At 64.0% G+C, this 23,292-nt stretch carries 18 protein-coding genes and 1 tRNA gene; 12 read left to right on the plus strand and 7 right to left on the minus strand.

Going from position 1 to position 23,292, the window contains the following annotated elements:
* Positions 1–201: 201 nt before the first annotated feature.
* Positions 202–2,187: an acyltransferase family protein gene (locus tag FQ775_RS07265; RefSeq protein WP_146301045.1), complete on the minus strand. Its 1,986-nt coding sequence runs from the start codon at positions 2,185–2,187 to the stop codon at positions 202–204.
* A gap of 230 nt (positions 2,188–2,417) precedes the next feature.
* Positions 2,418–2,493, minus strand: a tRNA-Lys gene (locus FQ775_RS07270).
* A gap of 219 nt (positions 2,494–2,712) precedes the next feature.
* On the opposite strand from FQ775_RS07270, the gene FQ775_RS07275 reads away from it, so the two are divergent.
* The 4 genes from FQ775_RS07275 (at position 2,713) to FQ775_RS07290 (ending at position 7,742) form a co-directional block, all read left to right on the plus strand.
* Complete coding sequence (locus FQ775_RS07275; RefSeq protein ID WP_146301044.1) at positions 2,713–3,462, plus strand: cytochrome c biogenesis CcdA family protein; 750 nt, start codon at positions 2,713–2,715, stop codon at positions 3,460–3,462.
* A 99-nt stretch (positions 3,463–3,561) separates the two neighbouring features.
* Positions 3,562–4,950 carry a bifunctional UDP-N-acetylglucosamine diphosphorylase/glucosamine-1-phosphate N-acetyltransferase GlmU gene (gene glmU / locus FQ775_RS07280; protein WP_146301043.1) on the plus strand — a complete coding sequence of 463 codons (1,389 nt, stop codon included), beginning with the start codon at positions 3,562–3,564 and terminating at the stop codon, positions 4,948–4,950.
* 118 nt (positions 4,951–5,068) lie between these two features.
* Positions 5,069–6,895 (plus strand): glutamine--fructose-6-phosphate transaminase (isomerizing), encoded by a 1,827-nt coding sequence (gene glmS / locus FQ775_RS07285; RefSeq protein WP_146301042.1) that lies wholly within the window; start codon positions 5,069–5,071, stop codon positions 6,893–6,895.
* Positions 6,896–7,037: 142 nt separating this feature from the next.
* Complete coding sequence (locus FQ775_RS07290; protein ID WP_146301041.1) at positions 7,038–7,742, plus strand: DUF502 domain-containing protein; 705 nt, start codon at positions 7,038–7,040, stop codon at positions 7,740–7,742.
* Between the two features lie 3 nt (positions 7,743–7,745).
* Here the strand turns inward: FQ775_RS07290 and recG are convergent, their stop codons facing one another.
* Positions 7,746–9,854 (minus strand): ATP-dependent DNA helicase RecG, encoded by a 2,109-nt coding sequence (gene recG, locus FQ775_RS07295; RefSeq protein WP_146301040.1) that lies wholly within the window; start codon positions 9,852–9,854, stop codon positions 7,746–7,748.
* A 91-nt stretch (positions 9,855–9,945) separates the two neighbouring features.
* Here recG and FQ775_RS07300 point away from each other — a divergent pair, with 91 nt between their 5' ends.
* Both FQ775_RS07300 and mfd read left to right on the plus strand, forming a co-directional pair.
* Positions 9,946–10,233, plus strand: coding sequence for a succinate dehydrogenase assembly factor 2 (locus tag FQ775_RS07300; RefSeq protein WP_146301039.1), 288 nt, complete (start codon positions 9,946–9,948; stop codon positions 10,231–10,233).
* 12 nt (positions 10,234–10,245) lie between these two features.
* The gene (gene mfd, locus FQ775_RS07305) at positions 10,246–13,746 is read left to right on the plus strand and encodes a transcription-repair coupling factor (protein ID WP_146301038.1); all 3,501 of its coding nucleotides are present in this window, start codon (positions 10,246–10,248) and stop codon (positions 13,744–13,746) included.
* Here the strand turns inward: mfd and FQ775_RS07310 are convergent.
* Complete coding sequence (locus FQ775_RS07310; RefSeq protein WP_146301037.1) at positions 13,743–14,426, minus strand: DsbA family oxidoreductase; 684 nt, start codon at positions 14,424–14,426, stop codon at positions 13,743–13,745. The genes mfd and FQ775_RS07310 overlap by 4 nt on opposite strands.
* Positions 14,427–14,448: 22 nt before the next feature.
* Positions 14,449–16,254 carry an extracellular solute-binding protein gene (locus FQ775_RS07315; protein WP_246730290.1) on the minus strand — a complete coding sequence of 602 codons (1,806 nt, stop codon included), beginning with the start codon at positions 16,252–16,254 and terminating at the stop codon, positions 14,449–14,451.
* Positions 16,255–16,514: 260 nt separating this feature from the next.
* Between FQ775_RS07315 and FQ775_RS07320 the strand changes: the two genes are divergently transcribed.
* Complete coding sequence (locus FQ775_RS07320) at positions 16,515–17,150, plus strand: invasion associated locus B family protein (RefSeq protein ID WP_146301036.1); 636 nt, start codon at positions 16,515–16,517, stop codon at positions 17,148–17,150.
* A 76-nt stretch (positions 17,151–17,226) separates the two neighbouring features.
* Here FQ775_RS07320 and hspQ read toward each other — a convergent pair whose 3' ends face one another.
* A complete protein-coding gene (hspQ, locus tag FQ775_RS07325; RefSeq protein ID WP_206064837.1) occupies positions 17,227–17,559 on the minus strand; it encodes a heat shock protein HspQ in 333 nt (110 codons plus the stop codon).
* Between the two features lie 116 nt (positions 17,560–17,675).
* Here hspQ and FQ775_RS07330 point away from each other — a divergent pair, with 116 nt between their 5' ends.
* Positions 17,676–18,641 (plus strand): AEC family transporter, encoded by a 966-nt coding sequence (locus FQ775_RS07330; protein WP_146301035.1) that lies wholly within the window; start codon positions 17,676–17,678, stop codon positions 18,639–18,641.
* On the opposite strand, the gene FQ775_RS07335 is transcribed toward FQ775_RS07330, so the two are convergent.
* On the minus strand, positions 18,606–19,826 hold the full coding sequence (locus tag FQ775_RS07335; protein ID WP_146301034.1) for a UbiH/UbiF family hydroxylase: 1,221 nt from the start codon (positions 19,824–19,826) through the stop codon (positions 18,606–18,608). The two genes, FQ775_RS07330 and FQ775_RS07335, sit on opposite strands and share 36 nt — an antisense overlap.
* Positions 19,827–19,931: 105 nt before the next feature.
* Between FQ775_RS07335 and FQ775_RS07340 the strand changes: the two genes are divergently transcribed.
* The 4 genes from FQ775_RS07340 to FQ775_RS07355 are packed head-to-tail and all read left to right on the plus strand — an operon-like array spanning position 19,932 to position 23,197.
* Positions 19,932–20,819, plus strand: coding sequence for a DUF2182 domain-containing protein (locus tag FQ775_RS07340; protein ID WP_246730291.1), 888 nt, complete (start codon positions 19,932–19,934; stop codon positions 20,817–20,819).
* A gap of 20 nt (positions 20,820–20,839) precedes the next feature.
* The gene (locus FQ775_RS07345) at positions 20,840–21,454 is read left to right on the plus strand and encodes a DUF1326 domain-containing protein (protein WP_146301033.1); all 615 of its coding nucleotides are present in this window, start codon (positions 20,840–20,842) and stop codon (positions 21,452–21,454) included.
* Entirely contained in the window at positions 21,451–22,227 is a 777-nt protein-coding gene (gene pcsA / locus FQ775_RS07350; RefSeq protein WP_167812803.1) for a phosphatidylcholine synthase, read from the plus strand. The genes FQ775_RS07345 and pcsA overlap by 4 nt, the downstream gene beginning before the upstream one ends.
* Complete coding sequence (locus FQ775_RS07355) at positions 22,220–23,197, plus strand: quinone oxidoreductase family protein (protein WP_146301031.1); 978 nt, start codon at positions 22,220–22,222, stop codon at positions 23,195–23,197. The genes pcsA and FQ775_RS07355 overlap by 8 nt, the downstream gene beginning before the upstream one ends.
* The last annotated feature ends 95 nt before the right edge of the window (positions 23,198–23,292 follow it).

The following is a 23,292-nucleotide window of genomic DNA, read 5'->3' on the forward strand; positions in this document are numbered from 1 at the left end:
GATCACGTATGTTTGCCGGCGGCGGAAACATGTTTTGCGCCCGAACGACACCGATCGCGCAACCTGCGCGCTTTGTTATGGCCGGTGAGGCACGTTTCAGGCGAGATCGGGAAAAATTCCGGTGAGCGAACAGTCGCCGCTGGCGACGCGATGGGCTCGTTCAGGCGACGTGGTATGGCGGTGGCGCCATCGCGACGTTGGCTAGCGCTCGTTACCGGCCGCGTCGGTAGCCAGTAGTTCCAGGAATTTGTCGGACAATGACGCGGCGGACGTGGCCGTCAAATGGTCGGTATCGCGATAGAGTATCTTCTCTCCAATCGCGACCCAGCAAAGATGCGGTCCGCATAGCGCATCCGTCAGATCAATCTGCGCGAAAAGGGGGCTTTTCATAGTCGGGCTAGTCATCCCGGCCAGCGCTTCCTCCCGGGGACGGTGGCAGGCGGACCACGCGTCCTGACTGAGGCAATCCTTGAACCTCGGGTACATTTTTGGCGTGTCCCTCAATTCGATCACGCTTATGCCTGCGTCAGTCAACACCCTTGTTGTCTGCCGAAACCCTTCTTGCCACAGCAATTCGGCACGCGAACGGGTAGCCGGGTGGCGCCCGGCCTGATCGTAGATCCAACCATAGTAGCGCGTTGAGTTCGTGAGGATCACCAAGGCGGGTGGATCGTTGACAAGTTGCTCCAAGCGCTGTCGCCGCCAGACATTGCATTGCTCGTATACAGAACGCTTCGCGGGATACCAGATGGTCACCTCCGGAGTCGGGCAACCGGTTTTTGTCCAAGCGTTCACTTCCCAGCCCGCCTCCGTTCCCGCCTTCACTATGGCGGCGAACCACTGGGCGGCGTGGCTGTCGCCGAAGAGGACAACGCGCGGTCCGCCAAGATCGCCAAACCGGCAGTCCGGCTGTGCGATATCTTCGTAGTGAACGTGACAGCCATTGTGGTAGTTCGGCCCATGATCGGCTGAAGCCTTAGCAATCATCGCCCTGATTGCGGGATCGGAACGGCCCGGAAGCAGTTTTGCACCGTATGAAGCGGTAACAACTATAAGTACGCCCGCCGCAGCCGCGGCGCACATTTGCGGATGGCCCAGCGTGGTCGCGGACATCCGATGGGCAGGCCGCTCAACGAAGAAATAGGCGATTGACGCTAGCAAGGCTGTCGCCACCAGACCTGCGACCAAAGCCATGGCACCAGAGGCTGTCGGCCACAGGCTGGCGAGCGTGACCCAAACCGGCCAATGCCAGAGGTAGATGCTGTAAGACATGTCTCCGATCGACACCATGGCCGGCATGGCGAGAACGCGCCTTGGAGCCGAAGCGTATCCACCGGCATCAAGGCCAAGAATGAGAGCTGCGGTTCCTAAGCTTGGCGCGAGCGCCAGCCAACCGGGATAAGGCAGTGCATCGTTAAGCAGGAAAATACTTGCCAAGACGCTCAATGAACCGAGCAATGAACAGATGCGCCGAACAAACGATGGCAAGAGAGTGCGCTGATCGAAGAGGCCCCCGACAAGTCCACCGATCGCGAGCTGCCATGCCCGGTACTGGGGAAGAAAGAATGCCTCGGGTTGACTGCGTTCCATCACGATGGTGGCGCCAATAAAGGATGCCAGTGCAACGAGAAGCAGGAGCGTTAGAACAGTAGCGCGCGCATTTCTACCCGACAGCACGGCTGACAGCGCCACCAAAACCGGAAGGACAAGATAAAACTGTTCCTCAACGGCCAGTGACCAATAGTGAAGCAAGGGGCTTGGCGGAGCGTCGAGGTGAAAGTAGTCAACCGTCTGCTGCGCAAAATGGAAATTCGCAAAGAACGCCGCCGCCGAGAACGCATCACCCGCGATGGTTGGCAGGCGATAGGATGGCAACAGAAACGCCGATACTGCCAGCACCGAGATGACGACCAAAAGCCCATTGGGAAGCAGGCGCTTAGCCCGATGGCTCCAGAAACGAAGGAAGCGAACCCGCCCGTCTTGCTCGATGTCACGCAGCAGCAGTCGCGTGATGAAAAAGCCCGAGATTACGAAAAAAATATCGACACCAACAAAGCCGCCGGAAATGCCCGGAACCCCGAAGTGATAGGCTACGACCGCAAGCACGGCTACGGCGCGCAAGCCCTGGAAGTCGGCGCGTCGATGGCTGGTGGCCCTGGCCTCGTCGAGTGAAAGATCAGTTGCCATCGTTGCTGAGCGAAGTATTGAGTGGTAGTTGCCTATGAACGGAGCCGCCTTGGATAAGGCTTGGCTAAGCGCGTTGCAATGCGCTCGCTCCTAGTATTTCCGGCGCCGAGCCGAAGAAACGCATCTATCCATGCCGATTATGTTACACGTCGGATGGCTACCGTTTCGTCACGTGCCTACTGCCGCAAATGTCGCGCCTACCGAAACAAAGCATTTTCGATCGCGTGGCTTGGTGAGCGCGCAGGGGCTCGAACCCTGGACCTACTGATTAAAAGTCAGTTGCTCTACCAACTGAGCTACGCGCTCCCGCGGGGCAGGCCCCGAAGTGCGGCGGAAAATAGGGAGGCCGGCCCGAACGGTCAACCTGAAAAGCGATGACACCGCGCCGCTGTGCCCGCGTCTCTCGATGGGCGGTCACGACCGGGACAATTCGCGCACCTAAGGGTGATTGGCAGTTGTGGCGCGGCGGGGTTATAGGCCGCACGAGCCATCGGCCGCAGGCCGGTGCATGGCAGCAGGAAACGAATGGCGATCGACGTCGGATATGCGAGCGCGGTCGGGGCAGGGGCGTTGTCGTTCCTGTCACCCTGCGTACTGCCGCTGGTGCCACCCTATCTGTGCTATATGGCCGGCGTCTCGGTCGACGACTTCCGGCGCGACCACAGCACCACGCCCGTGGCGACCCGCACGCGGGCCGCGCTGCTTTCGGCCGCGGTCTTTTTTGTGCTCGGCTTTTCGACCGTCTTCGTCGCGCTCGGCGCCGGTGCGTCGACCATCGGCGGGGTACTGCGCGCCTGGCAGCAGGAGCTTGCCATCGTCGCCGGGGTACTGATCGTCATCATGGGGCTCAACTTTCTCGGCGTGTTGCGCATCCCGTTGCTGTCACGCGAGGCCCGCTTCCAGACCGGTGGCGGACAGACCGGGCTGCTTCCCGCCTATCTGATGGGGCTTGCCTTCGCCTTCGGCTGGACGCCTTGCATCGGGCCGGTGCTCGGCCCGATCCTGACCCTGGCGGGTGGCCGCGAGACGGTCGGCGAGGGGGCGGCGCTGCTCCTTGCCTATTCGCTCGGCCTTGGCATTCCCTTCCTGATCGCGGCCTTTTTTTCGGGCGCCTTCATGCGGTTCCTGGCGCGCTTCCGGGTGCATCTCGGACGCGTGGAGAAGATAATGGGTGGCTTACTGGTCATTGCCGGCATCCTGTTCCTGACCGGCGGTATCCAGGCCGCCTCATACTGGTTGCTCGAAACCTTTCCGGCACTCGGCATGCTTGGATAAGTGCCCGCACACCGGTGCGGATTGGATTGCGTCGCCGGCAGTGCTAGGTGATCCCACCAGAACCGACGAGATTTCCCGAAAGCCCGACGGAACCCATTGATGAGCGAACGCACCTGCCTGTCCATCATTCTCGCCGCCGGCGAAGGCACGCGCATGAGAAGCGCACTGCCCAAGGTGCTGCATCCGATTGCCGGCCTGCCCATGGTCGCGCATGTGCTGAAGGCGGCGCGCTCGGCCGGCAGCGGCCAGCTGGCGGTCGTCGTTGGCCATGGCGCCGACAAGGTCGCGGACGAGGTCAAGCGCGCGAGCGGCGACGTCGAGACGTTCGTGCAGGCCGAGAGGCTGGGCACCGCGCATGCCGTGCTTGCGGCTCGCGAGGCGATCGCGCGCGGTTTCGACGAGATTCTGGTCATGTTCGGCGACACGCCGCTGATCGAAGCCGACGCGCTGGCGCGCGCGCGCGACGGTCTGGCCGACGGTGCGGCTGTTGTTGTCATGGGTTTCCGGACCGACAACCCGACCGGCTATGGCCGCCTGATCGAAAAGAACGGGCACCTGACCGACATTCGCGAGGAACGCGACTGCTCCGACAAGGAGCGCCGCATCACCTTCTGCAATGGCGGCCTGATGGCGATCGACGGCCGGCAGGCGCTGGCGCTGCTCGATGCCGTCGGCAACGATAACGCCAAGGGCGAATTCTATCTGACCGACATCGTCGGCATCGCGCACCGGCAGGGCCTGCGGGTCGTTGCCACGGAGGTAGCATTCGAGAACGTGCTTGGCATCAACAACCGTGCGGAACTCGCCGAGGCGGAGGCGATCTGGCAGGCTCGCCGGCGGCGCAAGCTCATGCTCGAGGGCGTCGCCATGGCGGCACCCGAGACCGTATTCCTCTCCCATGATACCGAAATCGGCCCCGACACTACGATCGAGCCGCAGGTGATCTTCGGGCCCGGCGTTCGCGTTGCCGGCGGCGCGAGAATCCGCGGCTTCTCCCATATCGAGGGCGCGACAGTGGCGAGCGGCGCGGAGGTTGGGCCTTTTGCGCGGCTGCGGCCGGGCGCCGAGCTGGCCGAAGGCTCCAAGGTCGGCAATTTCTGCGAGGTCAAGGCGGCCGACATCGGGCCGGGTGCCAAGGTCAACCATCTGACCTATATCGGCGACGCCACGATCGGGGCCGAGGCCAATATCGGCGCCGGCACCATCACCTGCAACTATAATGGCTACACCAAGGACCGCACCGAGATCGGCCGTGGAACCTTCGTCGGCTCGAACTCCTCCCTCGTCGCCCCGGTATCGATCGGCGACAACGCCTATATCGCCTCGGGCAGCGTCATTGTCGCCGACGTGCCGGCCGATGCGCTGGCTTTCGGGCGGGCCAAGCAGGAGGTGAAGGAAGGTCGCGCGCCAATGTTGAGGGAGCGCTACCGCCAGGAAAAGGAACGCCGGCTCGCGGCAAAGCGCAGCGCGCCCGCCTCGGGCGAATAGCGTCGCCATCTGCCGGCTGTCATTAACTGAAAACTCTTTTTACTTCCGTCGCGCCTTGTAACCACCTAAATCCTCGCGGATTGAGGGGCCGGTCGAATCGAAGCGGGGAACAATCGCCATGTGCGGAATCGTAGCAATTGTCGGCAACACGCCCGTCGCGCCGCTGATCGTCGACGCGCTGAAACGGCTGGAATATCGCGGCTATGACTCGGCCGGCGTCGCCACAATCCATGGTGGCCGTCTCGACCGCCGCAGGGCGGAAGGCAAGCTGGTCAACCTCGAGCGCAGGATCGCCGACCAGCCGCTGACCGGCACCATCGGCATCGGCCATACCCGCTGGGCCACCCACGGCGTTCCCAACGAGACCAACGCCCACCCGCATTTTTCCAACGACGATGTCGCCATCGTCCACAACGGCATCATCGAGAACTTCGCCGAGCTTCGCGCCGAGCTTCTCGCCGACGGCTACACCTTCGCCTCGCAGACCGACACCGAAGTGGTGGCGCACCTGATCTCGCGCGAGCTGGCGCGCGGCAGCGCGGCCGTCGACGCGGCCTTCGCCGCGCTGAAGCGGCTCGAGGGCGCCTTCGCGCTCGCCATCATCTTCCGCGGCGATGAAGACCTGATCGTCGGTGCCCGCAACGGCCCGCCGCTGGCGATAGGCCATGGCGACGGCGAGATGTTCCTGGGTTCAGACGCGATCGCGCTGGCGCCCTTCACCAACGCGGTCACCTATCTGGAGGATGGCGACTGGGCTGTGGTGCGGCGCGGCGGGCTCGAAATCTTCGACATGAACGGCCACCGCGTCGAACGCGCACAGCAGCAATCGATCGGCACCAAGTTCCTGGTCGACAAGGGCAACCACCGCCACTTCATGGAAAAGGAGATCCACGAACAGCCCGAAGTGATCTCCCACACGCTGTCGCACTACATCGATTTCGCCGAACGGACGACGAAGTCGGACGCGATCCCCTTCGACTTTGCCAATCTCGACCGGATTGCGATCTCGGCCTGCGGAACCGCCTATCTGGCCGGCCTCGTCTCCAAATACTGGTTCGAACGGCTGGCCCGGCTGCCCGTCGACATCGATATCGCATCCGAGTTCCGCTACCGCGAGATGCCGCTGTCGAAAAGGAGCGCGGCGCTGTTTGTCTCGCAGTCGGGCGAGACCGCCGACACGCTTGCCTCGCTGCGCTATTGCCGGCAGCAAGGCGTTGCGATCGGCGCCATCGTCAATGTGCAGGAATCGACCATCGCACGCGAGTCGGACGGCATCTTCCCGACGCTGGCCGGGCCGGAAATCGGCGTCGCCTCGACCAAGGCCTTCACCTGCCAGCTTTCCGTGCTTGCCTCTCTCGCTTTGCGCGCGGCCAAAGAACGCGGAACCATTTCGGCGGAGGAGGAGAAGGCGCATGTGCGCGCGCTGACCGAGGCGCCGCGCTATACCAGCCAGGTGCTGAAGCTCGAACAACAGGTAGAAAAGGTCGCCCGCGAACTGACGCACTACAAGCACGTGCTTTATCTCGGCCGCGACACCAACTATCCGCTCGCCATGGAAGGCGCGCTGAAGCTCAAGGAAATATCCTACATTCACGCCGAGGGTTACGCGGCGGGCGAACTCAAGCACGGTCCGATCGCGTTGATCGACGAAAACATGCCGGTGATCGTGATCGCACCACATGACCACATCTTCGACAAGACCGTCTCCAACATGCAGGAGGTGGCGGCCCGCGGCGGCAAGATCATCCTGATCACCGACCGCAAGGGCGCCGAACGCGCCGGCATCGACACGCTTGAAACGATCGTCATGCCCGACGTTCCGCAGTTCGTGGCGCCAATCGTCTATGCGCTGCCGATCCAGATGCTGGCCTATTATACGGCGGTGTTCATGGGAACCGACGTCGACCAGCCGCGCAACCTGGCGAAGTCGGTGACCGTCGAATAGCTTTCGGCAAAGCGCCGTCCGGCGACCTTGCCGACGCCGCGGAAGCGGCGTAGGACTTTGCGTGAAACGTCTCGCCATTCATAATTCGGTCGTCATGCACTATCTATCGTGCAACGTTTGACCCTGCACGCTCCGGGAGCCGATGTCTGAGCAGCCCAAGCACCGCGGCATGACCCGCCTGCGCAACTACTTCCTGACCGGCTTCGTCGTATGTGCGCCGCTGGCCATCACGGCCTACCTGTCCTGGTCGCTCATCGGCTGGGTGGATTCCTGGGTCAAACCCTACATCCCGGCCCGCTACAACCCGGACAACTACCTGCCATTCGCAGTGCCCGGTTTCGGGCTTATCGTGGCGCTGGTGCTGATCACGCTGGTCGGTTTCCTGACCGCCAACTTCATCGGGCGCTCGATCGTCTCCTATGGCGAGGATATGCTCGGGCGCATGCCGCTGGTGCGCTCGATCTATCGCGGCCTGAAGCAGATCTTCGAAACCGTGCTGTCGCACAAATCCGATGTCTTCAAGAAGGTCGCGTTGATCGAATATCCGCGTCGCGGCGCATGGGCGATCGTTTTCGTGTCCTCAGAGCGCGAATCCGAGGTCAACCACCTGATCGAGCCGCATGCGGGGCGCACAATCGCAGTCTTTCTGCCCTCGACGCCGAACCCGACCACCGGCTTCCTCATGTACGTGCCGAAATCCGAGGTGATCGAACTGTCGATGACGGTGGAGGAGGCAGCCAAGCTTGTCATCTCCGCGGGCCTCGTGACGCCCGAATACCAGAAACTGACCCAGCAGCTCGCCGAGGATGCGCTTCGGGGCGACCAGAAACGGCCAGCAGCCGAGTAGTGGTCAGCCCGACCGCAACAGGCGGATCGCTGCATCCCTGCCAAAGATATAAAGCAGCAGGCGAAGCGCCTCGCCGCGCGGCGAGGTCAGTTCGGGATCCTGCTCCAGCACCAATCGCGCGTCGCTGCGAGCGGTTTCCAGCAAGTCGGCATGCGCTTCGATGCGGGCCACCTGGAAACCCGGTGTTCCGGACTGGCGCGTGCCGAGCAGTTCACCTTCGCCGCGCAGCTTCAGGTCTTCCTCGGCGATGACGAAGCCATCCTCGGTGTCGCGCATGACGGAAAGGCGTTTGGTCGCCGTCTCGCCGAGCGGTCCCTTGTAGAGCAGCACGCAGGTCGACGGCTTGTCGCCACGGCCGACGCGGCCACGCAGTTGGTGCAGCTGCGCGAGGCCGAAACGTTCGGCATGTTCGATCACCATGATCGTGGCGTCCGGCACGTCGACACCGACCTCGATGACCGTGGTGGCGACGAGCAGCCTTGTCTCGCCGGACTTGAAGGCGCGCATCGCTTCGTTCTTGTCGGCGCCCTTCATGCGCCCATGCACCAGCCCGACCGTGTCGCCGAAACGCGGCGCCAGCAGCGAATGGCGCTCTTCGGCCGACATCAGCCCGGCCTCTTCGGACTCCTCGACCAGCGGGCAGATCCAATAGACCTTCTGTCCCTCGGCGAGCGCGCTGGCGATGCGGTCGAGGAGGTCGGCGAGCCGCTCGGTGGGCAGAGTGACGGTGACGACAGGACGGCGGCCGGCCGGCTTATCCGTCAGCCGCGACACGTCCATGTCGCCGAAGGCCGTCAGCACCAGCGTGCGCGGGATCGGGGTCGCCGTCATCACCAGCATGTCCGGCGCAACACCCTTCGAGGTCAGGGCGAGGCGCTGGTGCACGCCAAAGCGATGCTGCTCGTCGATGATTGCCAGCACCAGTTCCTTGTAGCGGACCTCGTCCTGGAAGAGCGCGTGGGTGCCGACCACAATGCCGGTGGCGCCGTCCTCGATGCCCGCCAGGATTTCGCGCCGCTCGCGGCCCTTTTCGCGGCCGGTCAGGATTGCCGTCTCTATCCCCGCCTTTCTTGCCAGCGGCGCGATGGTGGCAAAATGCTGGCGAGCGAGGATCTCGGTCGGCGCCATCAGTACCGACTGGCCGCCGGCCTCGGACGCGCGCGCCATGGCGAGCAGGCCGACCACGGTCTTGCCGGAACCGACGTCGCCCTGCAGCAGCCGCAACATGCGCTCCGGCCGGGCAAGGTCGTCGGCGATCTCGGCAAAGGCCTGCTGCTGTGAACCGGTCAGCGTATAGGGCAGGGCGGCGCGAATGGCCTCGACCAGCTGGCCGTCGCCGGACAGCGGCCGGCCCGACAGGCGCCGGATACGGGCGCGCACAAGCGCGAGCGAGAGCTGGTTGGCGAGAAGTTCGTCATAAGCCAGACGCCGGCGCGCGGGATTGTCGAGGTCGACATCCTCCGGTCCCGCAGGGTGGTGCAACCGCGCCAGCGCGCTGCCAAAGGCGGGAAAACTATGGCGGCGCATCAAAGCCTCGTCGAGCCATTCGGGCAGGTCGGGCACATTGGCCAGGGCCTGCTCGAGCGAGCGGCGCAGCACCCGCGGCGAGAGCCCGGCGGTCAATGGGTAGACCGCCTCGACCAGCGGCAACGAGGCAGCCTCGGTCGCATTCACGATGTGGTCGGGATGCACCATCGAGGGCCGCCCGTTGAACCACTCCATGCGCCCGCTCACGACCACGTTTTCGCCAACCGGCAATGCCCTTTCGAGCCAGTTCTGCTTGGCGTGAAAGAAGGTCAGCGCGATCTCACCGGTCTCGTCGTGGGCAAAGACCCTGTAGGGCACGTTGCTCCTGCCGCGCGGCGACGGCTGGTGCCGGTCGACCCTCAGGTCGAGTGTCACGATCGCGCCCTCCGGGGCTGCGGCGATGCCCGGACGGTTGCGGCGGTCGATCAGCGAATGCGGCAGCACGAAAAGAAGGTCGCCGACCCTGACGTCGCGACCGGCAAGATCGGCGGGCACGATCCTGGCCAACAGGTCAGCGATCTTGGCGCCGACGCCGTCGAGCGCGGTGGCCGGAGCGAACAGGGGATCGAGACGTGAGGGCCGCATGACGTGTCAACAATATGAGGCAGGCGATGGCGCGCAAGGCTGACACCGGCGTCGATCCACTATATATCGCCTCGCGAAGGATGATCGTCGGATGACAGGCACCACAAGAAGCAGCGGCACCCTGGAGGTGCGGCGGCGCAAGGCGCACTACCGCGCCCGGCATCGCGGCATGCGCGAGATGGATCTGCTTCTCGGCACCTTCGCCGACGCCAGCGTCGACACGCTGTCGGCGGCGGACATCGATGTGTTCGAGGATCTCCTGGAAGTGCCGGATGCCGAACTCTTCAAATGGATGACCGGCGAGGCGCCGGTCCCCGACCACCACGACACCGAACTTTTTCGCCGGATCCAGGCCTTCTGCCGGGTCTTGCCGATCTGACATAGCCCTTTCATGACACTGCTTCCAAAATTCGGCCTGGCGTCAGCCGCACCCGGCCCGGTCACCGTCGCCGGCGTTGCCGACGGCTTCGAGGCCTTCGCACTTGCCGCCATCTCCGCTGAGGCGGCCACGGACTGTCCGATGCTTTTCGTCGCTCGTGACGGCCAGCGCATCCCAGCGATCCGCGAAGCCCTGGCCTTCGTGGCGCCCGGTCTGCCGGTGCTCGAACTGCCCGCATGGGACTGTCTTCCCTACGACCGCGTATCGCCGGGCGCGGACGCCGCCGCGCGGCGGCTCGACGCGCTGGGCGCCATGATTGCGCTGAAAAAGGCGCCGCACCGGGCGATCGTGCTCTCGACAGTGAACGCGATCCTGCAGCGCATTCCGCCGGCGGCCGCATTGGAGAGCCAGTTTCTGACGGTCAGGCCGGGCAACCAGATCGACATGAAGGTGCTTGTCGAGCGGCTGGAGACCAGCGGCTTCGAGCGCACCGGCACGGTTCGCGACGTGTCCGAATACGCCGTGCGCGGCGGCATCCTCGACCTTTTCGCGCCCGGATCGCCCGAGCCGCTGCGGCTCGACTTCTTCGGCGATACGCTGGAATCGATCCGCGCCTTCGATCCCGCCACCCAGCGCACCACCAGCCAGCGCAACGAACTCGTGCTCAAGCCTGCCAGCGAGGTCGCGCTGACGCCGGAAGCAGTCAGCCGCTTTCGTCGCGCCTATATCGAGGCTTTTGGCGCGCCCTCGCGCGACGACGCGCTCTATGCCGCAATCAGCGAAGGTCGGCGCTTCGCCGGCATGGAGCACTGGCTGCCGTTCTTTCACGAGGGCATGCAAACCGTCTTCGACTACCTGCCGGACGTGCCCGTCGTCTTCGATACGCTTGCCAACGACTCCCTCGGCGAGCGGCATGACCTCATCCGCGACCATTACGAGGCCCGCCGCAACCAGGCAGAAGGCAAGGGGCTGGCGGACGCCACGCCCTACAAGCCATTGCCGCCCGAGCTTCTCTATCTCGATCAAGACGAAGTCTCGGCGGCCGCCTCACAGAGGCTGCGCTGCGATCTCACAGCATTCGAAACACCGGACTCGGCGGGGCGGCGCGTCGTTCATGCCCGTTCCAAGGCTGGCCGCACCTTCGCCGCCGAACGCGCCGATCCCTCCGCCAATGTGTTCGATCACGCCGTTCGCCACCTGACCGCACTTCGCGCATCGGGCAAACGCGTCATGATCGCCGGCTGGACCGAGGGATCGCTCGACCGTCTGTCGCAGATCCTCGACGAACACGGCCTCGGCGGGATGGAGCGCGCGGCCGACCTTGCCGAGCTGGACAAGCTGCCTCCGCAGGAAGCGGGGCTCGCGGTCCTGCCGGTCGAGACCGGGTTCGAGACCGAGCGGCTCGCGGTCGTGTCAGAACAGGATATCCTCGGCGACAGGCTGGTGCGCCGTTCGCGCCGCAAGCGCAGCGCCGACTTCATCACCGAGCTGTCCTCGCTCGCCTCCGGCGACATCGTCGTTCACGCCGACCATGGTATCGGCCGTTTCATCGGCCTGCGCACGGTCGAGGCGGCAGGCGCTCCGCATGACTGCCTGGAGCTGCATTATGCCGGCGATGACCGGCTGTTCCTGCCGGTCGAAAACATCGAGCTGCTGTCGCGCTATGGTTCCGACGCGGCCGACACGGCGCTCGACCGGCTGGGCGGCGGCAACTGGCAGGCGCGCAAGGCGCGGCTCAAGAAGAAGCTTTTGGAAATGGCCGGCCAACTCATCCGCATCGCCGCCGAGCGCGAGATGCGCGGCGCACCGGCGATCCGGCCACCCCACGGCCTTTACGGTGAATTTGCAGCCCGTTTCCCCTACGAGGAGACGGAGGACCAGCAGGGCGCGATCGACGCCGTCATCGATGACCTTGGCGCGGGGCGCCCGATGGACCGGCTGATCTGTGGCGATGTCGGCTTCGGCAAGACCGAGGTGGCGCTGCGCGCCGCCTTCCTCGCCGCCATGGAAGGGTTTCAGGTCGCCGTGGTGGTTCCGACCACGCTGCTGGCCCGCCAGCATTACCGGACCTTCGCCGAACGTTTTTCCGGCCTGCCGGTGCGGGTGCGCCAGGCGTCGCGGCTGGTCGGCGCCAAGGAGCTCGCCGAGACCAAGAAGGGCCTCTGCGACGGCACGGTCGACATCGTGGTCGGCACCCACGCGTTGCTTGGCGCCTCGGTGCGGTTCAAGAATCTGGGGCTGCTGATCATCGACGAGGAGCAGCATTTCGGCGTCAAGCACAAGGAACGGCTGAAGGAGCTGAAATCCGACGTGCACGTCCTGACCCTGTCGGCGACGCCGATCCCGCGCACGCTGCAACTGGCGCTGACGGGAGTGCGCGAACTGTCGCTGATCGCCACTGCGCCCGTCGACCGCATGGCAGTAAGAACCTTCATCTCGCCCTTCGACGCGCTCGTCATCCGCGAGACCCTGCTGCGCGAGCGCTATCGCGGCGGCCAGAGCTTCTATGTCGTGCCGCGCATCAGCGATCTGGCCGAAATATCCGGATTCCTGAAGGAATCGGTGCCCGAACTGAAGGTCGCAACGGCTCACGGACAATTGCCGCCGGGCGAACTCGACGACATCATGAACGCCTTCTATGACGGCAAGTTCGACGTGCTGCTGTCGACCACGATCGTCGAATCCGGGCTCGACATTCCGACCGCCAATACGCTGATCGTGCATCGTGCCGACATGTTCGGGCTCGCCCAGCTCTACCAGCTTCGCGGCCGGGTCGGGCGCTCCAAGGTGCGCGCCTACGCGCTGTTCACGCTGCCCGCCAACCGCACGCTGACCGCCAATGCCGACCGTCGGCTCAAGGTGCTGCAGTCGCTCGACACGCTCGGCGCGGGTTTCCAGCTTGCCAGCCACGACCTCGACATTCGCGGCGCCGGAAATCTGCTTGGCGAGGAACAGTCGGGCCACATCAGGGAAGTCGGCTTCGAGCTCTACCAGCAGATGCTGGAGGAAGCGGTCGCCGAGTTGCGCGGCTCGGGTGAGACCGTCGATACGGGCTGGTCGCCGCAAATCACGGTTGGAACCGCCGTGATGATCCCGGAGGATTATGTCGCCGATCTCCAACTCAGGCTCGGGCTCTATCGGCGACTGGCCGAACTCGAAACCACCGGAGAGATCGACGCCTTCGGCGCCGAACTGATCGATCGTTTCGGCCCGCTGCCGGTCGAGGTCCAGCACCTCTTGAAGATCGTCTACATCAAGGCGCTGTGCCGCCGCGCCAATGTCGAGAAGCTCGACGCCGGTCCGAAGGGCGTCGTCATCCAGTTTCGCGACAAGGTGTTCCCGAACCCGGCAGGGCTCGTCGGAATGATCGCCGAGCAAGGTTCGCTCGCCAAGATCAGGCCGGACCAGAGCGTGGTTTTCATCCGCGACTGGCCGAGCGCCGAAAAGAGGCTGGCCGGCGCCGCGGTGGTGATGACGCAGTTGACGAGGCTGGTGGAGAAGGCCGCGGCCTAGCCAGCCGCCGGCTCCAGTTCGCCGCGCGCCTTGGCCTCGGCGACCTGCCTGATGGCGTCGGCGAGCGCTTCCGGCTCCTGCGCGCCCATCACCGCATAGCGGTTTTCGAGCAGGAAGCACGGCACGCCGCGAATACCCATGCGCGACGCCGTCTCGATCTCGGTGCGCACCGCGTCGCGGTCAGCGTCGGTGGGCAGCAGGCTTTCCACCACGGCGACGTCCATACCGGCATCGCGCGCGGCGTCGATCAGCACGCTGCGATCGCCGACATTCTTGCCGTCCTCGAAATAGGCCTTGAACAGCGCGCCGACCAGACGATCCTGGACGCCGGGGCCGGCGGTCTGGGACCAGCGGATCACCCTGTGTGCATCGAGCGTGTTGGGCGAAACGGCAATCGCGCCGAAATCGAATTCTATGCCTGCTTCCTGGCCGGCACCCAGGACGGTCTTGTGAACCTCTTTCAGCCGCTCCTCGCTGCCGAACTTGGCCAGCATATATGCCTTGCGGTCATGGCCTTCGGCAGGGATGGTCGGATCGAGCTGGTAGGGCCGCCAGCGCACCTCGACCTCGACACCGTCCAGGTCTGCGATGGCCTGTTTCAGCCGCTGCCTGCCGATATAGCACCAGGGACAGACGACATCCGACACGACGTCGATTTGGACCTTGCTGCTGTCGCTCATGGTTGCCTCCGGCCGTTTTGGCCTAATCTGGGGCGTGCCACCAGCTTTGCAACTGGTAGCCGTAAAGCGGCGCCTGGTCAGGGTGCCGGATGCGCTTCCAGCGCGCCACCCACTTTTCGTCGCGGTGATAGAGCGGCACGACATAGGCACCGCTCAGCAGGACCCGGTCATAGGCGCGTACCGCGTCGATGAACTCGTCGCGCTGGCGCGCATTGAGCAGCGCGTCGATCATGGCGTCGAGCGCCGGGTCGGCCGCGCCGGCGAAGTTCCACGAGCCCTGCGCCTCACGCGAGGCGCTGCCCCAGCGGCCGATCTGCTCGACGCCCGGTGACAGCGATGACGGGTAGGAATGCAGGATCACGTCATAGTCGAAGCTCAGGAGGCGCTGCTGATATTGCGCGGCATCGACCGAGCGCAGGCTTGCCTCGATGCCCAGCCGGGCGAGGGTGCGCTGCCACGCAAGCGCCAGTTCCTCCCCGCCCTTGGCGCGCAGCATGATCTCGAACGCCAGCGGCCGCCCGTCAGGCCCGACCAACTTGCCGCCCTGCATGGCGTAGCCCGCCTTCTTCAGCGCCTCGAAACCGTTGCGCAGGAACTCGCGATCGCGCCCCGAGCCGTCCGAAACCGGCGGTGCCCACGTGCCTTGCATGATCTCCGGTTCGACCGAGTCGGGGAAGGGCGCTAGCAGGGCCTTTTCGGCATCGCTGGCCGGCTGTTCCTGGGACGACAGCTCCGAGCCGTCGAAATAACTCTTTGTCCTGGTATAGGCGCCGTCGAACAGGTTGCGGTTCGCCCACTCGAAATCAAACAGCATTGCGAGCGCGGCGCGCACATCGCGATTCTGGAACACCGGGCGGCGGGTGTTCATCACGAAGCCGTACATGCCGGATGGCAGGCCGCTTTCGAACGTATCCTTGACGATGTCGCCGCTCGTCACCGCCGGGAAATCATATTCGCCGGTCCAGCGGCCGCTGTTGTTTTCGACGTGGACGTCGACCAGTCCCTTCTTGAAGGCTTCGAAGAGCGCGTTCTCGTCGCGGAAATAGTTGATGCGCACCTCGTCGTAATTGTCGAAGCCGCGCTTTGAGGGAATATCCTTTGCCCAGTAGTCGGGGTTGCGTTTCAGAACCAGAAGTTCACCGGGGCGAACCGCGTCCACGGTGTAGGGACCGCTGCCGATCATCGGCTTCAGCGTCGATTTCTCGAAGGTTTCGGCATCGGTCGCGTGTTCGGGCAGCACCGGCATCAGACCGAGGATCAGCGGCAATTCGCGATCGCCTTCGCCAAAGGTGAAGCGGACGCCGTTGTCGCCGACCTTTTCCATCCTGGCGATCTTGTCCACGGTGCGCCTGTAGCGGGGAAAACCCTTGTCGCGCAGAAGCTTGAAGGTGAAGATCACATCGTCCGCCGTGATCGGCTCGCCGTCCGAAAACCGTGCCCGCTCGTCGAGGGTGAACTCGACGAAAGAACGCTCCTCGTCGGTCTCGACGGTCTTGGCGATCAGTGGATAGAGCGTGAAGGGCTCGTCATAGGAGCGCTGCATCAGGCTTTCGAAGACGTTGTAGCCGAAGTCGAGGTCGAGCGTTCCGCGCGCCGCCGACCCCTGAATGATGAAAGGATTGAGGCTGTCGAACGAGCCCTGCACTGCATAGTCGACCGAACCGCCCTTCGGCGCATCCGGATTGGCGTAGGGAAGATGCTCGAAATCGGCTGGCAGCGCCGGTTCGCCATGCATGGCGAGGGCATGGCTCGGTTCGGCCTCCCCCGTCGCCATGCCGCTCAGGAAGGCGGCGGCAAACGCGACCGTCGTCAGGGCAAATCGGTTCATGGTGCCTCGCTGTGCCCGGGGTGTCTCGAATCGCCTCGAACCTATCATGAAAGGCGCCGGTGTCGGCAAAGCGGCAGGCGCGGGATCGGCTCGAAATGGCTGGATTCGGGCGGTCGGGCAGTGTAACACGGCCCGGAAACCGATTTTGCGGCCGGCAACGACCCGGCGCCGGCGGCTGCAGTCATCCTGTTGCCTCATTTGGCAAACAGGTAGCGGGTCAAAAGAGCTGGCAACGGAACGCTCGAAAGGATCAATCCAGAATGAAGATCAATCGCAAAAGCGCGACCCGACTGACGGTACTGGCAGGCGCCGCAACGGCGTTCCTGGCGGCCAATGTCATTCCGGCATCCGCGCAGCAGGCCCAGCAGCCGCAGATTCCGCGTGGATGGTTCAAGGCCTGCTCCAAGCAGGAGGATGTCGACATCTGCAATGTCCAGAACATCATCCTGGCTGATTCAGGCCAGCTCATCACCGGGGTGAGCCTGATCGAGATCAAGGGCAAGGTGAACCGCAAGGTCTTCCAGATAACGGTGCCGACCGGGCGGCTGATGAAGCCGGGGGTCGGCGTCCAGGTCGATGGCGGCAAGGCGCAGAAGGTCGACTACGCCGTCTGCCTGCCGGACCGCTGCGTAGCCGAGGTGCCGCTCACCGATCCGCTCATCGACTCCTTCAAGAAGGGCGGCGAGCTGACGCTCACCTCAGTCAACTTCCAGAACCAGCCGAACCCGATCAAGGTTTCGCTGCAGGGCTTCACCGACGCCTTTGACGGCGCGCCGCTTCAGCAGTCCGACATCGAAGACCGCCAGAAGAAGCTGCAGGAGTTCGTCTCGAAGAACAACGAGGATTTCGCCAAGAAGCTCAAGGAAGAGCAGGAAAAGGCGAAAGCCGGCAACTGACTTCCACAAAAGTGGCTGGAATCGAAAGCGGGGCCAATGCGCCCCGCTTTTTTGTTGGCCCTATGCGGCTGCGAAATCAGTGAACGCCGGAGTTCTTGGGCTCGTAGCGGCCGTCGGCCGTCTTGTTGAAGAACTCGGCGATCTGCGGGTGTCTGACCGGTTCGCCGGAATCGTCGGGCACCAGATTCTGTTCCGAAACATAGGCGATGTATTCGGTTTCCTCGTTTTCGGCGAGCAGGTGGTAGAAAGGCTGGTCCTTGGAGGGACGGATGTCCTCGGGGATCGCCTGGTACCATTCCTCGGAATTGTCGAACTCGGGGTCGACGTCGAAGATGACACCGCGGAACGGGAAAATGCGGTGGCTGACCACCTGGCCGATCTGAAACTTGGCTTTTTTGATATCTGTCATAACGCTTGCCATTCTGACTTCTATTTGGCGCACGTCGGCGGGCAGTTCAATAGCCCCGGCCTTGACCCTGCGCGAGGGAGCCGGTAGCCGCTTCGGGTTACCCGCGCGGCGAGCACATGGCAGAAATCTTCGGACTCGTTCTTCCGTTCTTCGGGCTGATCTTTCTCGGCTTCTTCGTGGCCCGGATCGTGCGCCAGCCTCTCGAGGCGCTCGGCTGGATGAACATCTTCGTCATCTATGTCGCGCTTCCGGCCCTGTTTTTTCAGCTGCTGTCGAAAACGCCGATTGAGAAGCTCACGGAATGGAGCTTCATCTTCGGAGCGGTCTTTTCGACCTATGTCATGTTTTCGCTGATGTTTGTGGCGTCGGTGCTGTGGTCGCGCGGCGAGATCGCCCAAAGCACGGTCAAGGGACTGGCCGCGGCCTACGGCAATATCGGCTACATGGGGCCGGGTATCGCGCTGATCGCGTTCGGCGAGGAGGCGGCAGTCCCGGTCGCCCTCATCTTCTGCTTCGAAAACATCATGCATTTCGCCATCGCGCCGATGATGATGGCACTGGCCGGCGACGACAGGCGCGGCGCGGGGGCACTTGCCGTCGACGTCGTGAGGCGGATCGCGCTGCATCCCTTCATCATTGCCACCGCCGTCGGCGTTGCAGCCGCCGCGCTGGCTGTCGCCCCGCCGCAGCCGGTGGAACGCCTGCTGGAAACGCTGGCCCGCGCCGCCGCGCCTTGCGCGCTCTTCGCCATGGGGGTGACGCTGGCTCTCAGGCCCTTGAAACGCGTCCCGCGCGAACTGGGCGCGATCGCGGTGCTCAAGCTCGTGCTGCACCCGCTGCTTTGCTACGTGGTGCTGAGCGCCATAGGCGACTTCGATCCGGTCTGGGTTTCGACCGCGGTGCTCTTGGCGGGGCTGCCGACCGCGACCAATGTCTTCGTGATCGCCCAGCAATATCACACATGGGTCGAGCGCGCTTCCGCCAGCGTTCTCATCACGACGGTGCTGTCGGTGGCGACCGTCACCGGGCTTCTCTACCTGATCAAGTCAGGCGCGCTGCCGCCGGACCTGTTCCCGGGTTGACGTTGCCGCCTGCCTGAACCCGCTGCCGGGCTCCATGCCTTCGCGCATGAAGAAGGCGCGCAGCGGCGCCAGCGCCGACAGCAGGCCAAGGCCGGCGGAGCGGGCAAGCTGCGCCGGCAGGAAGCCTGACAGCAAAGACGCATTGAGCGCGTTGACAGCCCCGGCACGCGCCACGATGTCCGGACGCCGACGTGCCGAATAGTCCGAAAGAGCGCGTTCCGATCCGGGATCGCCGCGGAACCTTTCGGCGGTGGCGACGAGGTCGCGGACGTCGCGGATGCCGAGATTGAGGCCCTGGGCGCCGATTGGCGGGAAGACGTGGGCCGATTCTCCAACCAGCGCGACGCGGTTCCTGGCAAAGCGCGAGGGCAGGGCGGCCGACAGGGGATAGGTCTGGCGACCCGGCTCCGCCGTTACCCGTCCGAGCATCGACTGCATCTTTTCTTCGATCAGCAACGAAATCTCCGCGTCGGACAGGGCCTCCAGCCGTTCGGCCTCCTCCGGGCGCACCACCCAGACCAGGCTGGAACGGCGCCCGGGCAGCGGAACCTGGGTGAAGGGGCCGGTCTCGGTATGAAATTCCGTGGAGCAAAAGCCATGGTCACGCTCATGCGCGAAGTTGAGCACCAGCGCTGTCTGCCGGTAGGAATGCCGCACGGCGCGGATGCCCGCCGCCTCCCGGGCCGCCGAGCCGCGCCCGTCGGCTGCGACCGCGAGTTGGGCCGCCACCGCGCTTCCGTCATCAAGGTTGGCGGTGACATTCTCGGCATCGATCTGCCAGCCGGCGACCATGTCCCGTTGCCAGGCGATGTTTTCGGCGCGCTCCACCGCGGCCTGGAGTTCACGGTTCAGAACCGTGTTCGGGATATTGTGTCCGAACGCTTCCTCGCCGATTTCGGATGCACGGAAGGTCACCGGCAGGCTTCGCACCAACCGCCTTGTCGCGTCGACAATGCGCATCGTCTTCAGCGGCGCAGCGCCGGCAACAAGCGCCTCGCGCACACCGAGTTCGTCGAGGAACGACAGCGACGGCATCATCAATGCCGTCGTACGGCGGTCGTCCGTGCGTGGGACCGGTCCGAGTAATGAAACAGAAAAGCCTGCGTGGGCCAGGGCCAGAGCCGCGATAAGGCCCGCGGGCCCGGTTCCCGCGACAATGACGGATCCCGAATCACCGTTTGCCATGGCGGGCTCTCCTGCTAGCGTCGACGGCTTGGGAAGCCGGCTCTGAACTCTATATGGCACCGGCGCCGGTACGATCAATCGGGCCGATTGCCACGGGAGCGGCGCTTGTCCGACGCGAGTGAAGATTTTCCCAGCCTGGATCGGACCGGCCGCGGCGTCGGCGCTTTCGCGCGCCGCCCGGGCCTGGGTGTCGTTGCCGCACTGATCCTGCTGACCGCGCTGGCGTGGCTGATGATGTTCGCCATGGCGCTGGAATTGTCGCGGCTTTCGCCGCTGGAAAATGGCCCCGGCACCGACATTCTTGCCTGGTTGCCCCATTTGGAACTGCCAGCCATGGCTCGATGGCTCCTGCGTCTTTGCGTGTTTCCCGCCGGGGCCGATGCCGACCTTTGGCGCTTCGTTGCGTTGGCGGGGATGTGGTTCCTGATGTCGGTGGCGATGATGCTGCCCTCGGCCACACCGATGATCGCTACCTATTGCGAGATCGCCGATACCGCACGCGGAAAGAGCGCGCCGGTCGTCCATCCCCTGGTGCTGGTTGCGGGTTATCTCGCGACGTGGCTGGCGGCCTCCTTCGGCTTCGCCATGCTGACCTCGGTCCTGGGCGCGTCTACAGGAACCGAGGGGATCAGGCCGCTGCCGGTCGCGGCAGCGGCGATCGCGCTGGCGTTTGCCGGCCTCTATCAGTTCACCTCGCTGAAGGACGCCTGCCTTGCTAAATGCCGTAACCCGTTCGCCACGCTCTTCGCCCATTGGAGCGATCGCGCACCGAAAATATTCCGCCTCGGCGTCTTGCAGGGCATCTGGTGTCTCGGCTGCTGCTGGGCGCTGATGCTGGTCATGTTCGCGGTCGGCGTCATGAACCCGTTCTGGATGGCGTTGCTGGCGCTTTCCGCCGTTATCGAGAAGCAGGCGAGCGGACCGACATTCAGACGGACGGCCGGTGCGATATTGCTTGTCTGGGCCGGAAGCCTGCTTGTACTGTCCGCGTGAACGGAGGAACCACGCGACAGATGCCAGACCACAGCTGGACCATGAAGGGGGAACTGGTTCTGTCGTGCAACTGCACGGTCTTTTGCCCCTGCGTCCTGTCGCTCGGCAACCATCCACCGACCGAAGGTTATTGCCAGACGTGGGCCGGGTTCCGCATCGACCAGGGCCATTTCGGCGATGTTGACCTGTCGGGACTCAATCTCGGCCTGGTCATGGAAATTCCGGGCTATATGAGCCGCGGCAACTGGACGGCCGGCCTCTTCGTGGACGAACGCGCCTCGATCTACGCCCAGAAGGCTATCGGCAAGATCTTTTCGGGCAAGGCGGGCGGCACGACATCGCTGCTTTCGATCCTCGTCGGCAATTTTCTCGGGATCGAGCGAGCGCCGATCTCCTACGAGACCCGCGAGCGCACGCGGGTGTTCACGATTCCGAAAATCATCGACGGAGCAGTGACGCCGATCCCCGGCAAGGATCGTGAAACCGATACCGTAATCTCAAATTCCGAATACTGGATCGCGCCGGAGATCACGATTGCAAAGGCCGAGAAGAGCCGCATGCGCGCCTTCGGACGCAACTGGAACTTTGCCGGGCGCTCGGCCGAAATCTGCAAGCTGGACTGGCGCGGACCGTGAGCAAGAACGTCATCGGCCGGAAGATCGCCGAACGCTTCCCCAAGGCTGGAAAGAAGGTCACCTGGCCGCAGACGCGGGCCTTTTCCGTACATCTCCTGACCGCCTCGGGTTCTTTCCTGGCGTTCCTTTCGCTGGTCGCGGCGAGCGAGCAACGCTGGACCGCGATGTTCTGGTGGCTAGGGCTAGCACTGCTGGTCGACGGCATCGACGGCCCGATCGCGCGCAAGCTGCAGGTCAAGGAAATCCTGCCGACATGGTCGGGCGACATGCTCGACAACATCATCGACTATGTCACCTACGTTCTGATCCCCGCCTTCGCGCTCTATCAGCGCGGCTTCATGGGCGAAGGCCTCTCGTTCCTGTCAGCGGCGATCATCGTGGTGTCGAGCGCCATCTACTATGCCGACACCGGGATCAAGACCAAGGAGAACTTCTTCAAGGGCTTTCCCGTGGTCTGGAACATGGTGGTGTTCACCCTGTTCGTCATCGAACCGGGCGAATGGGCGTCCTTCGCCGTCGTGGTCGTCTCCGGCATCCTCACCTTCGTGCCGATGAATTTCCTGCACCCTGTAAGGGTGAAGCGGCTGCGGGCAATCAATCTGCCGGTCTTTCTTGCATGGTGCCTGTTCGGGGCGATCGCGCTGCTGCAGGACATGAACGCCCATATCCTGGTCAAGGTCGGCATCGCCGCGACCGGCATCTATCTCTACGTCATCGGCGGGATCATGCAGCTTCTACCTGGTCTCGGAGCGAGGGGAACAACAAATGCCTAAAGCCATCGTCGTTCACGAAACCGGCGGGCCCGAGGTCCTCCGCTACGAGGAGGTCGACGTGGGCAGCCCTGGCAAGGGGCAGGCGCTGGTGCGCAACAGCGCGATCGGACTGAACTTCCTCGACGTCTATTTCCGGACCGGGCTTTACCCGGCACCGAGCGGACTCCCCTTCACGCCCGGCAACGAGGGAGCCGGCGAAGTGCTTGCGGTGGGTGAGGGCGTGACCCATGTCCGCCCGGGTGACAGGGTCGCCTATGTCGGCCCGCTGGGCGCCTACGCCGAGAAGCGTGTCATGCCGGCCGACCGGCTGGTCAAGACACCCGACGCCGTCGCCGATGAGCAGGCCGCGGGAATGATGCTGAAAGGCATGACGGCGGAATACCTTCTGTGCCGCACGTTCAAGGTAAAGGCTGGCGACACGATCCTCTATCACGCCGCCGCGGGCGGCGTCGGCCTGATCCTCGGCCAGTGGGCAAAGCATCTCGGTGCGACTGTGATCGGCACCGCTGGTTCGGCGGAAAAGGCCGAGCTTGCCAAGTCGCACGGCTTCGACCACGTCATCAATTACAGGAGTGAAGACTTCGTGGAGCGCGTGCGGGAGATCACCAACGGGCGCATGTGCGATGTCGTCTACGATTCGGTCGGCAAGGACACCTTTCCGGCTTCGCTCGACTGCCTGCGGCCGCTGGGCATGTTCGTCAGCTTCGGGCAGTCTTCCGGCCCGATTCCGCCTTTCAACCTTGCAATACTTTCACAAAAAGGCTCGCTGTTTGCCACTCGGCCGACGCTTTTCACCTACGTCGCCAAGCGCGAGGACCTTGAATCCACTGCAGGGAATCTCTTCGACGTGGTGTCGAGCGGTGCAGTGAAAATCGAAGTCAATCAAAGATATAGCCTGAAGGATGCGGCGCGCGCCCATGCCGATCTCGAGGGCCGACGGACAACCGGCGCAACGATCCTGCTCCCCTGATATTGCGTTGGAATTGTTGAAGCACTTTCAAGGTGCAAACCGCTTTGCGTTAGGCGAAGGCCGCGCCTACGATCAATGTCGGGAACAAACTGAAA

The sequence above is a fragment of the Nitratireductor mangrovi genome (assembly GCF_007922615.2).
Taxonomy (GTDB): domain Bacteria; phylum Pseudomonadota; class Alphaproteobacteria; order Rhizobiales; family Rhizobiaceae; genus Mangrovimarina; species Mangrovimarina mangrovi.